This is a genomic window from Halorubrum rarum (assembly GCF_048380895.1).
Lineage (GTDB): Archaea > Halobacteriota > Halobacteria > Halobacteriales > Haloferacaceae > Halorubrum.
Genome location: NZ_JBLWMN010000006.1, coordinates 113,093 through 125,781 on the forward strand (window position 1 = coordinate 113,093; position 12,689 = coordinate 125,781).

General features: G+C 68.2%; 11 protein-coding genes. 9 read left to right on the forward strand and 2 right to left on the reverse strand.

All coding sequences use genetic code 11. The features are described from left to right. Positions 1-27: 27 nt before the first annotated feature. A complete protein-coding gene (locus ACNSN7_RS06395) occupies positions 28-1,134 on the reverse strand; it encodes an asparaginase (RefSeq protein WP_418281443.1) in 1,107 nt (368 codons plus the stop codon). A gap of 302 nt (positions 1,135-1,436) precedes the next feature. Between ACNSN7_RS06395 and ACNSN7_RS06400 the strand changes: the two genes are divergently transcribed. The 3 genes from ACNSN7_RS06400 to ACNSN7_RS06410 all read left to right on the forward strand — a co-directional run bounded on the left by ACNSN7_RS06400 (position 1,437) and on the right by ACNSN7_RS06410 (position 4,431). Next, positions 1,437-1,661 carry a DUF8028 family protein gene (locus ACNSN7_RS06400; protein WP_418281444.1) on the forward strand — a complete coding sequence of 75 codons (225 nt, stop codon included), beginning with the start codon at positions 1,437-1,439 and terminating at the stop codon, positions 1,659-1,661. Between the two features lie 195 nt (positions 1,662-1,856). Beyond that, positions 1,857-3,515, forward strand: a complete 1,659-nt coding sequence (locus ACNSN7_RS06405; RefSeq protein ID WP_418281445.1) for a DUF255 domain-containing protein — start codon at positions 1,857-1,859, stop codon at positions 3,513-3,515. A 109-nt stretch (positions 3,516-3,624) separates the two neighbouring features. After that, positions 3,625-4,431 carry a TrmB family transcriptional regulator gene (locus ACNSN7_RS06410; RefSeq protein WP_418281446.1) on the forward strand — a complete coding sequence of 269 codons (807 nt, stop codon included), beginning with the start codon at positions 3,625-3,627 and terminating at the stop codon, positions 4,429-4,431. 51 nt (positions 4,432-4,482) lie between these two features. On the opposite strand, the gene mptA is transcribed toward ACNSN7_RS06410, so the two are convergent. Continuing rightward, positions 4,483-5,409: a GTP cyclohydrolase MptA gene (gene mptA, locus ACNSN7_RS06415; RefSeq protein ID WP_418281447.1), complete on the reverse strand. Its 927-nt coding sequence runs from the start codon at positions 5,407-5,409 to the stop codon at positions 4,483-4,485. A gap of 144 nt (positions 5,410-5,553) precedes the next feature. On the opposite strand from mptA, the gene ACNSN7_RS06420 reads away from it, so the two are divergent. From ACNSN7_RS06420 to thsB, 6 genes are all read left to right on the forward strand, one after another. Beyond that, positions 5,554-6,510, forward strand: coding sequence for a 16S ribosomal RNA methyltransferase A (locus ACNSN7_RS06420; RefSeq protein ID WP_418281448.1), 957 nt, complete (start codon positions 5,554-5,556; stop codon positions 6,508-6,510). A gap of 1 nt (position 6,511) precedes the next feature. After that, a complete protein-coding gene (locus ACNSN7_RS06425; RefSeq protein WP_418281449.1) occupies positions 6,512-7,735 on the forward strand; it encodes a mechanosensitive ion channel family protein in 1,224 nt (407 codons plus the stop codon). Further along, a complete protein-coding gene (locus tag ACNSN7_RS06430) occupies positions 7,732-8,313 on the forward strand; it encodes a HemK2/MTQ2 family protein methyltransferase (RefSeq protein ID WP_418281450.1) in 582 nt (193 codons plus the stop codon). The genes ACNSN7_RS06425 and ACNSN7_RS06430 overlap by 4 nt, the downstream gene beginning before the upstream one ends. A gap of 111 nt (positions 8,314-8,424) precedes the next feature. Continuing rightward, the gene (locus ACNSN7_RS06435; RefSeq protein WP_418281451.1) at positions 8,425-9,426 is read left to right on the forward strand and encodes a 5-methyltetrahydropteroyltriglutamate--homocysteine methyltransferase; all 1,002 of its coding nucleotides are present in this window, start codon (positions 8,425-8,427) and stop codon (positions 9,424-9,426) included. Then, positions 9,426-10,499, forward strand: coding sequence for a methionine synthase (locus ACNSN7_RS06440; RefSeq protein ID WP_418281452.1), 1,074 nt, complete (start codon positions 9,426-9,428; stop codon positions 10,497-10,499). Before ACNSN7_RS06435 ends, ACNSN7_RS06440 begins: the two co-directional genes overlap by 1 nt. A gap of 506 nt (positions 10,500-11,005) precedes the next feature. Next, entirely contained in the window at positions 11,006-12,661 is a 1,656-nt protein-coding gene (gene thsB / locus ACNSN7_RS06445) for a thermosome subunit beta (protein WP_418281604.1), read from the forward strand. The last annotated feature ends 28 nt before the right edge of the window (positions 12,662-12,689 follow it).

The following is a 12,689-nucleotide window of genomic DNA, read 5'->3' on the forward strand; positions in this document are numbered from 1 at the left end:
TTGTCGGAACTCGGTCGGGAGACGGGGTCAGGCTCGGTCGGGCGGTCGGAACAGCGACGATCGGTCCGCGGAGTCGAGACCGGCGGCGAGCCCCAACGCCAAGGCGATCCGAGCCTTCGAGGCGGGAAGATCGTCGGCGAAGACGACGCCGTGCGCGTCCAGCGTGACCGCACCGCCCGGCGTCCCGTACACCGGTTCCGTCGGTCCTGCGTGCGCGCGGCTGGCGACGACGACGGGACGGTCCGCGACGACCTCGCCGACGGCCTCTCCGATCGCGGCGGTCGCGTTGCCGAGGCCGGTCCCCTCGATCACGATGCCCCCCACGTCGCGGTCGACGGCGTCCTCGATCCCCGCGGCTCCGACCCCCGTTCCGGAGTGGATCACGGGCACCTCCGGAACCGTCCCGGCGAGACCGTCGAGTCGGGCGTCGTCGGGTCGGGCGTCGTCGGGTCGGGCGTCGTCGGTCACACCGTCTCCGTTCGGGACGACGAGCGGCTCGAGCGGCTCGACCGCGACCGCCCGGCGTGGTTCCCGCAGGACGCGGGAGGCCGCACGTGTGAAGGTTGCGACGGGCCCCGTTCCGGGCGAGGCGAACGTCGAGAGCGCGTTGGTGTGCGTCTTCACCGCGTCGCGTGCGGCGTGCAGCTCGTCGTCGAAGGCGACGTGGACGCCCGCGGCAAACCGGGCGTCGGCCGCCGCTCGAACGGCCAGCGTCAGGTTCGCCGGCACGTCGCTCGACGGCTCGTCGAGGCGGCGCTGCGCCCCGGTGACGACGACCGGAACCGGGAGGTCGGTCAACAGGTCGAGCGCGAACGCGGTGTCCGCCAGCGTGTCCGTTCCGTGCGTCACCACGACGCCGTCCGCGCCGTCCGCGACCGCCTCGCTCGCGGTGATCGCCGTCGCGAACACGTCTCGCCACCGGACGTCGAAGCCGGGCTGACGACACACCTCGCGGGTCGTCACGGTCGCGTGCTCTTCGACGCCGGGCACCGCAGCCACGAGGTCGTCGCCGGTCTTGGCCGGAGCCGCGCCGTCGTCGCCCGGTTCGGAGGCGATGGTTCCGCCACAGGCGACGACCGCGACGTGCGGCTCGCTCGCTGACGTCGTCGCAGCCGATCGGTCGGTCGCGTTCATACGTGGACGTCGCCGTCGAGCCGGAAACACGTTCGTGCTCCGGCAGCCGTCGATCGGAATCCGGCGGCCGTCGATCGGAATCCGGCGGCCGTCGATCGGAAACGTTGGACGGTTCGAGAGGACACCTCGATTCTCGAACACGATCTCGCCGATCGGGGTAACAAAGAATGAGCGGCGTCCGTGAACCGTCTCGGCCGATCTGAAACCGTTTTAAAAGGCCACTACCGCCCCGTTTTTGCGGTGAAATCTCACGAACCCTCGACGGGGTATATGGTCCCGTCTCCCGTACTATCGAGTGTCCCATGTCCACCCCCGCTCCGCTCAACCGTATCGGGTCCGGTCGTCACCTCGCAGGACTGATGTCCGGCACCGTGAAAGCCGCCGCGTTCTGGGCGGCCGTCGCCATCCCGCTCGCGTACCCCGTCCTCATGTACGCGGGCCTCGACGGCGTTAACGGCTACCTGTTCGTGAGCCTCCTGTTCGCGAATGCGCTCGCGCTCGCCATCGGCCACGACTACAATCGGTAACGCTCGCGTCCCGCGGTATCTCTCTCCGTCCGCTCCGCCCTCCGTTCCGTCCTCCGCTCCGCCCTCCGTCCGCTCAGCCCTCCGTTCCGCCCTCCGTCCGATTCGCCCTCCGTTCCCGACTCGTCTTCCCCATTCGTGACGGAAGTCCTCGCTCGGTCCCGAAGCGCTTACCCTCGCGCTCCTCCGACTCCGCGTATGACCGATGGGACGCACGTCGAGTGGCGCGACTGGGGCCGCGAGGCGTTCGCCGAGGCCGACGACGAGGACAAGCCGGTGTTGCTCTCGCTGTCCGCGACGTGGTGTGAGGGCTGTCACGAGATGGACGCGACCACCTACGCCGAGCCGCGGATCGCCGCCAACGTCAACGAGGGGTTCGTCCCCGTCCGCGTCGACGTCGACCGGCAGCCGCGAGTCCGCGAGCGCTACAACATGGGCGGGTTCCCGACGACCGCCTTCCTGACGCCGGAGGGTGAGCTGCTCACCGGTGCCGGCTACCTCGGCGTCGACGGGATGCGACAGGTGCTCGAGTCCGTCCGGGCCATGTGGGCCGAGAAGGGCCGCGACGCCGGGCGCGTTCCGCGCGCGCTGGACGCCGACCTCCCGCCGAGCGGCGAGCTGACCGAGGCGATCGAGAGCCACTTCGCGGGCCAGTTGGAGGTCACGTACGACGAGGAGTACGCCGGCTGGGGAACGGACGCGAAGTTTCCGCTCCCCCGGACGGTGGAGTTCGCCCTCAAATGCGACCGCGACCGCGCCCTCCGGACGCTCGACGCCGTTCGCGATCACCTCGCCGACGACGTCGCGGGCGGGTTCTTCCGCTTCGCCGGCACCAGCGACTGGGGCGACGTCGCCTACGAGAAGCCGATCGACACCAACGCGGCCGTGACGCGCGCGTTCGCGAACGCGTACCTCTACACGGGCGACGAGGCGTACCTCGATCCCGCGAGGGCGGCCGTCGACTTCCTCACCGACGACCTCTGGACCGGCTTCGGCGTCGGCGGCAGCCTCGGACCCGGACTCGGCCGCGCCTACTACGCCGCGTCCGCCGAGGACCGCGAGGAACTCGACTCGCCGCGCCGCGACCTCACCGTGTTCGCCGGCGGCAACGCGCTCGCCGCCGACGCGCTGCTGGCCGTCCACGCGTACACCGACGACGACCGCGCTCGCGAGTACGCGAGCCGGATCCTCGACGGGCTCGAACGCGACCTGATCGACGTCGAGACCGGCGAACTGACGCGCTACCGTTCCGGCGACGAGGTTGGCGAGCGAGATCTCCTGGCGGACGCGGCCCGCGTCGTCGCCGCCTACACCCGCGCGGCCGGCGTACTTGGGTCGGGCGCGCCGGTCGCCCGTGCGGTCGCTGATCGGGCGATCGAGGAGCTCCGCGTCGACGGCTCGTTCGTCGACGGGCCTCGCTCCGGTGCGGGACTGCTCGACCGGCCGTTCCGTCCGCTCGACGGCAACGTCGAGATGGCGACCGCGCTCGTCGATCTGGCTGCGCTGACCGGGGCGGACCGGTATCGACGGATCGCTCGTGAGACCGCCGAGTCGTTCGCGGGTGCGACCGACCGATTGGGCGTGCAGGTCGCGGCGTACGGCTCGCTCGTCGGGCGACTGCGCCGGGGCTCGACGGCCGTCGTCGTCGGCACGGAGCCCGGAAGCGACCTCCATCGTGCGGCGTGGCGCGTCGCCGACCACGAGAAGGTCGTCGTCCCGAACGCCCACCGTGAGGACGCGCCCGCCCCGCGATCGATCGCCGAGGGGACGGCGATCGTTCACGACGGTGAGTCCGTTTCCGAGCCGGCGACAACGCCGGAGGAGTTGATGAAACGCGTTTCGGAGACGGTTCAGTAGCACCGGCTCTCCGACTCTGCCGACCGAACCGATCTCCTCGACAGCTGTACACTCTCATACCGTGTAAACCGTCGGTGCGTTTATCATTGTCCGCACCGGACCGTGAGGTATGACGTCGCTTCGCGATCTGGGACTCTCCGAGTACGAGGCTCGTGCGTACCGTGCGCTGTTGCGGACCGGACCGACGACGGCCAAGGATCTCTCACGGGCGAGCGAGGTCCCGATGGGGCGGATCTACGACGTGCTCAACAGCTTAGAGCAGCACGACCTCGTCCGGAGTCAGGCGGCGAGCCGTCCGAAGAAGTACGTCGCCGTCGAGCCGGACGCGGGGCTCGACCGCCTGCTCGATGAGAAGAAACGCGAGCTACAGGAACGAGCAGCACAGTACGAGTCGGTCGTCGACGAGCTGTCGGCGGAGCTCGAGACGGGCGAACCGGTCGAGAGCGGGTTCTGGACCGCCGCCGTCGGCGGCGAGGAGACGACGGACCTCCTGCTCGAACGGATCGCCGCGGCCGAACAGCGAATGATCGTCGTGGTCGGCGCGCCCGCGACCGGATTCGACCTCGGAACGGTCGGCGAGCGAGTCACCGAGGAGCTGGAGACGGCGCTCGACCGCGGCGTCGATATCCGGGTGTTGCTGTCGCCCGAGACGGTGGACGCGCTTCCGCGAAGCGTGGGTCGTCGGTACTCCGCGGAGCTATCGGACCACGACGGGTTTGAGGTCCGCACGGTGTCCGGCGTGGACGGGACGTTCAACGTGTTCGACGGCGTCGAGGTGTGTATCGAGGTGCCGCATCCGCTGTCGGGAGACGAGCCGTTCGCGATGATCGATTTGAAGGACGTGGAGTTCGCGTCGGACGTCACCGACAGGTTCGAGCCGCGGTGGGCCGAGGCGGAACCGCTCACGTTCGGGTAGCGGACCGCTCCGGATTCGGGCCGTTCTACGGGCGGAGGGGGCCGAGGCGCTTCACTCGTCCAGCTCGTCGCGGAGATCGCCCATCGTGACCTCGCGTTCGGCGTGGGCGTTGTGCTGGTGGATCGACTCGTCGTTCGACTGTTTCATTCTGACGACGGCGTCGTCCGGGAGGGCCGCGAACTCCTCGACGGCCCCCTCGGCGAGCGCGCGGACGCAGTCCTCGACGAACTTCGCGTCGGCGTGCGCCTCGTAGGTCATGTGGTCCTCGTCTGGCCGTTTCGCCATGTTGTAGATGCGAGCGCTCATCGAGTCGCGAGCGACGTCGATCACGTCGCGGAGGTCGACGTCGGGATGCCCGTCGGTGGTGATCGTCAACGTCGCGTGGCCGCGCTGGGAGTGACCCGGTTGGGGGACGGCGTCGAGGAACGCCTCGGTCGTCTCCTCGTCGACGCCGAGGTCGCGGAGCTTATCGCGGGCACGGGACTCGCTCATTCCCTGCGAACAGGGACAGACGGTCATGCCGGTGACCTCCGCGCCGATCTCCTCGCGGGTCCCCTCCTCGGTCGCCGTCGCGCTGGCGACGATCTCCGACGTGTTCTGCGTTTCCAGTCCGGACGCGGGCGTCTCCTCTCTGGTGACGAGGTCCGCGGTCATCGACACCTCGGCGGTGGTGGTGTAGTCGTGTTTCTCCAGCAGTCGCTCGGCGGCGTCGCCGCACACCTCCTCGACGCGGTACGCCTCCTCGCGGGTGATCTCCTCTAAGATCTCGTCGATCGTCGCGAGGTTCCGGGACATGTCGATCCCCTTCCGGCCGCTCGGGAGGTCGACGAACACCTCGAACTCCGCCATGAGGACGATCGGTCGCTTGTCGCCGCGAGCGAGTTTGACGAGCTTCTCGACGCCGGTGACGCCGACCTGCGAGAGCCCGACGGCGACGTCGGGTGCCGACGCCTGCACGTCGGGCAGCTGATGACTCATTGTCGATCAATGGGGCAGAGTGCGATTAGTGCTTTCGAAAGGGGTGGTCGGATCGGCGTCCCCCGGGTCGAGACGGCCCGGCGCGCCGCTCCGTCCGGATCGCGAAACGGGACATTTACCCGGAATCGACGTGTATCGCCGTCAATGACCGATCGAGCGGTGGGCGACGCCGGCTCACGAGGCGGCGACGGGTCCGGAGCGTACGGCAGCCGCGATCCCGACGGGCTCGCGCGGCGGGCCGGCACCCGAGCGGACCCCGATCACGACCAGCACTTCCTCGTCGACGACCGCGTTCTCGACCGCATCCCGACGTACCTCCCGGACGACGCCGACCCGTCCCGTCTCCTCGAGATCGGGGGCGGTGCGGGCGCGCTCACCGACCGGCTGCTGGCGACGGTCGGGGCCGGGACGGACTCGCCCGTCGGGCGGGTGACCGTCGTCGAGCGCGACCGGACGTTCGCGGCGTTCCTCCGGACGGAGTTCGCGGCCGCGGTCGACGCCGGGAGCCTCGACGTGATCGAGGGTGACGCCCTGGACGTCGACCTCCCCGAGTTCACCGCCTGCGTCGCCAACCTCCCGTACGGCGTCTCCTCGGAGATAGCCTTCCGGCTGCTCCCCGAAGGGAAACCGCTCGTGTTGATGTTTCAAAAGGAGTTCGCCGAGCGGATGGTCGCAGCGCCGGACACGAGCGAGTACGGCCGGCTCTCCGTGTCCGCGGGCCACTACGCCGACGTGGAGATAGTCGAGACGGTTCCCAAGGAGGCGTTCGACCCCCAGCCGGCCGTCGAGAGCGCGATCGTTCGGTGTCTGCCGAGCACGCCGGAGTACGTCGTCGGCGACGAGGCGTTCTTCCTCCGGTTCGTGAAGGCGCTGTTCACGCAGCGACGAAAGACGGTGCGGAACGCGATCCGAAACACGGCACACATCTCCGGGTTGGACGACCCGGACGCGGTCGTCGAGGCGACCGACGAGGAGCTGCTCCGGCGACGGCCGGGAACCCTCGATCCGGCGTCGTTCGCCGCGCTCGCGGAACTGGCTCGCGAACACGGCTCGCCGTCGGACGGCGACGCTGACGACGACGGCGGCGACGCGGGGACGTGAGATGAACGGGATCCTCCCCTCTCTCGTGGCGATCGTCGATCTCATCGCCGACATCGAGCGGCTCGCGACCGGGAACGTCGAGCGGATCGCGCTCACGCTCGGGGTGCTCGCCGTCGTCGTCGTCGTCCGGATCGTAACCGGCCGGATCCGATCTCGGGACGGCGAGCTCTCCTCGAAACGGCGGCTGTTGCTCTCCTCCACGGTGGCGGCGACGACCGCACTCGGCGTCATCGCCGTGCTCGCGGTGTGGGGGCTCGGCGGCGCGCTTCTCGACGCACTCGCGGCCGCGGAGATCACCGATCACCTGTCGAACATCGTGCTCGCGATCGTGCTGCTCGCGAGCGCGTACGCACTCACGGACTTCCTCGGGGGCGTCATCCGCGAACTCGCCGCCGAGAGCGCGTCCGTCTCTGAACACCAGGAGGAGATGCTGCGCCGGACGATCCAGCTCACCGTCTACACGCTCGTCGTGCTCGTGACGATCGGGCTGTTCACGGACAACGTCGGTAGCCTCCTCGTCGGTGCCGGGTTCCTCGGGATCGTCGTCGGTATGGCGGCGAGACAGACGCTCGGCGCGGCGCTCGCGGGGTTCGTGTTGATGTTCTCGCGACCGTTCGAGGTCGGCGACTGGGTGTCGATCGGCGAGTACGAGGGAACGGTCACGGAGATATCGATCATCAACACGCGGCTCCGGTCGTTCGACGGCGAGGTCGTCACGATCTCGAACGACGAGGTGCGCTCGACCGCCGTGATCGACCGATCGCGGCGCAATCGGCTTCGGGTGGAGATCGAGGTCGGGGTCGACTACGACACCGACGTGGACCACGCGAGGGCGGTGGTCACCGACGCCGTCGTCGATGTCGACGACGTCGCCCGGATGCCCGCGCCGAACGTGGTCACGAAGCGGTTCGCCGACTCGTCGGTCGTGCTCGCCGTTCGCTACTGGATCACGGACCCGAGCATGCGGAAGCGGTGGCGCACGCAGACCGCCGCGATGAGCGCGATCAAATCCCGGTTCGAGGAGGAGGGGATCACCATCCCCTTCCCGCAGCAGACGCTGTCCGCCCGGAAGGAGGAGTTCGGCGTCCAACTCGACTCCACGATCGGGCGCGAAGCGGACGGAACCGACGTCGATGGTTCCGCCGACGGGTCCACGAGTGATATCGGGGGCGGCGGAGCCGGCAGTGTCGGGGGCGACGGGGGCGACGGAGGCGCGCCCCGATGACGGGCCTCGCCGAGCGGCGCGGACTCGACGTCGACGTGTACCAGCCGGCGGAGGACTCGGGACTGCTCGCCGAGGCGACCGTCGAAGGGGCTCACGGACGCGTGTTGGAGGTCGGAACCGGCTCCGGCTGGGTCGCCCAGCGGGTTCGCGAGGAGCGTGGGCTTCGCGTCGTCGGCAGCGACCTCAACCCCCACGCCGCGAAACGGGCGTCCGAGCGTGGCGTCGAGGGGGTCGTGGCGGATCTGCTCTCGCCGTTTCGTGCCGACGCGTTCGACACGATATGTTTCAACCCGCCGTACCTCCCGACCGACCCGGACAACGAGTGGGACGACTGGATGGAACACGCCTTGTCCGGCGGCGAGTCGGGACGGGCCCTCATCGAGCCGTTCCTCGCGGACGTGGGTCGGGTGCTCGCTCCCGGCGGCGACTGCTTCCTGCTCGTCTCCTCGCTGACCGGCTACGACGAGGTGATCGAGCTGATCGAGGCGGCCGGCTTCGAGCACGCGGTCGCCGTCGAGGAGTCGTTCCCGTTCGAGACGCTCACGGTCCTGCGGCTGTCCCGCGCGGACGCCGAGTAGGAGCGGAACGGTCCGTGCTCCCGTTCGTTCGATGGGATCTCATCGCTTAATAACCGTAGTGCATCAATCGGGTTCGCAAATATTATACAGCGGCATATCCAACGGTCGGTGATGACTGAACGAGTCGCGACCACGCCGGGGTTGTATCCGCTCCCGGACTGGGCGAAAGAGACGCTCTCGGAGCTGAAGGGTCACCAGAAGGGCGACCTGCTGAGCGGTGACGAGGGATCGGAGATCGAGGCGGCGTACGACGAGGTGCGCGGCGAGTACGTCGACGACCAGCTGGCGGCCGGACTCGACCGCGTCGTCGAGGGACAGGGCCGGTGGGACGACATGATCGCGCACCCGCTGACGGTCCACGACAACGTCGACACCGGCGGTATCGTGCGCTACTACGACAACAACAACTTCTACCGCGACCCGCAGGTGACCGGCGAGCTGACCGCGGACGGCGACGTCGCCGCGGAGCTCGAGGCGGCCGCCGACGTGTTGGCCGACGACGCGCCGCTGCAGGCGACGCTGCCGGGCCCGTACTCGCTCGCCGATCTGGCGACCGACGAGCACTACGGCGACGACGCCGACTTCCAGGCGGCCGTCGCAGAGTTCCTCGCCGGAGAGGTCGAGGCGTTCCCCGACCACGAGACGCTGTTCCTCCTGGAGCCGTCCCTGATCGAGAACCCGCCGGCGGACGGCGAGGAGACGGCTGCGACGGCCGCGATCCGAACGGTCGCGGACGCGACCGACGCCGACGTGGTCGTGCACACGTACTGGGGCGCGCTCGACGAGAAGCTGTACGCCCACCTCGTCGACGAGGCGGGAGCGGACGCGCTCGGCCTCGATCTGGTCGCGGGCGACCGCGACGATACGGTGTACAACGTCCAGGAGTACGGCGCGACCGACTCGCTGGCGCTCGGCGTCGTCGACGGGCAGAACACGCTCGTCGAGGACGCGGAGACGACGGCGGAGCGCGTCGAGTGGTTCGAATCGCAGGTGCCGGTCGAGGCGTTCGACGCGACGTATCTCACGTCGAACACGGAGCTGTTCTATCTCCCCGAGAACAAGTCGAAAGCGAAGCTCGCCGCGCTCGCCGCGGCTACGGAGGTGCTCGAATAATGGTCCGAAACCCGTCCGCCAACCGCGAACAGTTCCGCCCGACGACCCACCCGAACGACGCGTTCCTGCTCACGACCGTCGTCGGATCCTACCCCAAGCCGAAGTGGCTGAACCGCGTCGACGAGCTCGTCGACGACGCCGACTCGAAGTTCGACGGCGAGGACCTCGCGGAGGCGCACGACGACGCCTGTCGCCTGATCACGAACGAGCACGAGCGGGCCGGCCTCGACACCGTCGTCGACGGCGAGATGCGCCGCAACGAGATGGTGGAGTTCTTTGCCGACCGCATCGACGGCTACGAGTTCAACGGCCCCGTGAAGGTGTGGGGACACAACTACTTCGACAAGCCCTCGGTCGTCGAGCCGGTCGAGTACGACGAGCCGTGGCTCGTCGACGAGTTCGAGTTCACGACCGAAGTCGCCGAGAAGCCTGTCAAGGTGCCGATCACGGGTCCGTACACGCTCGGCTTCTGGGCGTTTAACGAGGCGTACCCCTCCACCGAGGAGCTCGTGTACGACCTCGCGGACCTGGTCAACGAGGAGGTCGAGAAGCTCGTGGAGGCGGGTGCCCGCTACATCCAGATCGACGAGCCCGCGCTGGCGACGACCCCCGAGGACCACGCCATCGTCGGCGAGGCGCTCGAACGCATCGTGAGCGGCATCCCCGAGGACGTCCGGATCGGCCTCCACGTCTGTTACGGCGACTACTCGCGCATCTACCCCGAGATCAACGACTACCCGATCGACGAGTTCGACGTCGAGCTGTGTAACGGCGACTACGAGCAGATCCCGGTCTTCGAGGAGCCCGAGTTCGAGCCGGATCTGGCGCTCGGCGTCGTCGACGCCCACACGGTTGAAGTCGAGCCCGTCGAGGAGATCAAGCGAAACGTGCTCCAGGGCCTCCGCGTCGTCCCGCCGGAGAAGCTCACGATCTCGCCGGACTGCGGCCTGAAGCTGCTCCCCCGCGAGATCGCGTACGGCAAGACCGAGAACATGGTGACGGCGGTCCGCGAGATCGAAGCCGAGATCGACGCGGGCGAGATCGACCTCGACGACCCGCTCGCGAACTACTGAGCGGTCGGATCACACGGTTTTTCGCGTACGCCTTTTACAGCTCGACGACGAGCGGTCGGCCCGACCCTCGTGAGATCGACTTCGGGTCGTCGCCGCGATCGTGAGCTCCAACCGATCATCCGAATCGCGTTGCTTCGTTGAAACACTTATTGAGTTTGAGACGGATTCGACGACGGCGACGATCATTGCCGATATACACGGGAATCCGATTATAAAGATCGAGTCACACCGGTAGGTGCGCCCCTCTCAGCGACCAGCTGTTTCGTTCCGTGCTCTCTCCGAAGGATGGGATCGCAACGGAGCCGATCACGTATATAAATCGCCGAGGACGACCCTGAACCGCTCATGCAGTGGCATGCTAACTACACTCATGAAAACCGACTAAAACGGCTGCAGTCATGCGGTTCTCTCGGTCATACACACGGATCTCCGGAGCCGCGATCTGTGTCCGTTGACGATGGGTTTATATAGAATCACAATCAATCATGCTCTGTATGAGCCAGCGAATGCAGCAGGGTCAGCCGATGATCATCATGGGCGACGACGCCCAACGCGTCAAGGACAAGGACGCACAGGAGTACAACATTTCCGCGGCACGCGGCGTCGCCGAGGCCGTGCGCTCGACGCTCGGACCGAAGGGAATGGACAAGATGCTCGTCGACTCGATGGGTGACGTAACCATCACGAACGACGGCGTCACCATCCTCCAGGAGATGGACATCGACAACCCGACGGCCGAGATGATCGTCGAAGTCGCCGAGACGCAGGAGGACGAGGCCGGCGACGGAACGACGAGCGCGGTCGCCATCGCGGGCGAGCTCCTGAAGAACGCCGAGGACCTCCTCGAGCAGGACATCCACCCGACGGCGGTTATCAAGGGCTTCCACCTCGCGAGCGAGTACGCCCGCGAGCAGATCGACGAGATCGCTCACGACGTCGACCCCGAGGACACGGAGACGCTGAAAAGCGTCGCCGAGACCTCGATGACGGGCAAGGGCGCGGAGCTCGAGAAGGAGGCGCTCGCCGACCTCGTCGTCCGCGCGATCCAGGGCGTCACGGTCGAGGCCGACGACGGCTCGCACGTCGTCGACATGGCGAACCTCAACATCGAGACCCGCACCGGTCGCTCGGCCGGTCAGTCCGAGCTGCTCTCGGGCGCGGTCATCGACAAGGACCCCGTCCACGACGACATGCCGACGGAGTTCGACGAGGCGAACGTGCTCCTCCTCAACGACCCGATCGAGATCGAGGAGGCCGACGTCGACACCGCGGTCAACATCGAGTCCCCCGACCAGCTCCAGAACTTCCTCGACAAGGAGGAGGCCCAGCTCCGCGAGAAGGTCGATGCCATCGTCGAGAGCGGCGCGGACGTCGTCTTCTGTCAGAAGGGGATCGACGACCTCGCACAGCATCTCCTCGCGAAGGCGGGCGTGCTGGCGGTTCGCCGGACGAAGAAGTCCGACATCAAGTTCCTCAAGAACGTGCTCGGCGCGAACGTCGTCACCGACCTCGACTCGCTGACGAGCGACGACCTCGCCGTCGGCTCCGTCCGTCGTGACGAGGCCGAGGGACTGTTCTACGTCGAGGGCGAGGACGCCCACGGCGTCACCCTCCTGCTGTACGGCTCCACCGACCACGTCGTCGACGAGCTCGAGCGCGGCGTCAACGACGCGCTCGACGTCGTCGCCACGACCGTCTCCGACGGGCGCACGCTCCCCGGCGGCGGCGCGATCGAGGTCGAACTCGCCGGCCGGCTCCGCGACTACGCGGACTCCGTCTCCGGTCGCGAGCAGCTCGCGGTCGAGGCGTTCGCCGACTCGCTGGAGCTGATCCCCCGCGTTCTCGCCGAGAACGCCGGACTCGACTCCATCGATCTCCTCGTGGATCTCCGATCGGCTCACGAGTCGGGCGAGCAGAACGCCGGCCTCAACGTGTTCACCGGCGAGGTCGAGGACACCTTCGACACGGGCGTCGTCGAGACGGCCCACGCCAAAGAGCAGGCCGTCTCCTCCGCCACCGAGGCCGCGAACCTCGTGTTGAAGATCGACGACATCATCGCGGCGGGCGACCTGTCCACCTCCGGCGGCGACGACGAGGGCGGCGCGCCCGGCGGTGCCGGCGGCATGGGCGGGATGGGCGGCGGCATGGGCGGCATGATGTAAGCTCGGCCGGACGCTTCCATCCCCGCAC

Excerpts from the sequence above, each read along its gene's own strand:
- ACNSN7_RS06395 (WP_418281443.1), bottom strand. The coding sequence starts at position 1,134 with ATGAACGCGACCGACCGATCGGCTGCGACGACGTCAGCGAGCGAGCCG.
- ACNSN7_RS06400 (WP_418281444.1), top strand. The coding sequence starts at position 1,437 with ATGTCCACCCCCGCTCCGCTCAACCGTATCGGGTCCGGTCGTCACCTC.
- ACNSN7_RS06405 (WP_418281445.1), top strand. The coding sequence starts at position 1,857 with ATGACCGATGGGACGCACGTCGAGTGGCGCGACTGGGGCCGCGAGGCG.
- ACNSN7_RS06410 (WP_418281446.1), top strand. The coding sequence starts at position 3,625 with ATGACGTCGCTTCGCGATCTGGGACTCTCCGAGTACGAGGCTCGTGCG.
- mptA (WP_418281447.1), bottom strand. The coding sequence starts at position 5,409 with ATGAGTCATCAGCTGCCCGACGTGCAGGCGTCGGCACCCGACGTCGCC.
- ACNSN7_RS06420 (WP_418281448.1), top strand. The coding sequence starts at position 5,554 with ATGACCGATCGAGCGGTGGGCGACGCCGGCTCACGAGGCGGCGACGGG.
- ACNSN7_RS06425 (WP_418281449.1), top strand. The coding sequence starts at position 6,512 with ATGAACGGGATCCTCCCCTCTCTCGTGGCGATCGTCGATCTCATCGCC.
- ACNSN7_RS06430 (WP_418281450.1), top strand. The coding sequence starts at position 7,732 with ATGACGGGCCTCGCCGAGCGGCGCGGACTCGACGTCGACGTGTACCAG.
- ACNSN7_RS06435 (WP_418281451.1), top strand. The coding sequence starts at position 8,425 with ATGACTGAACGAGTCGCGACCACGCCGGGGTTGTATCCGCTCCCGGAC.
- ACNSN7_RS06440 (WP_418281452.1), top strand. The coding sequence starts at position 9,426 with ATGGTCCGAAACCCGTCCGCCAACCGCGAACAGTTCCGCCCGACGACC.
- thsB (WP_418281604.1), top strand. The coding sequence starts at position 11,006 with ATGCAGCAGGGTCAGCCGATGATCATCATGGGCGACGACGCCCAACGC.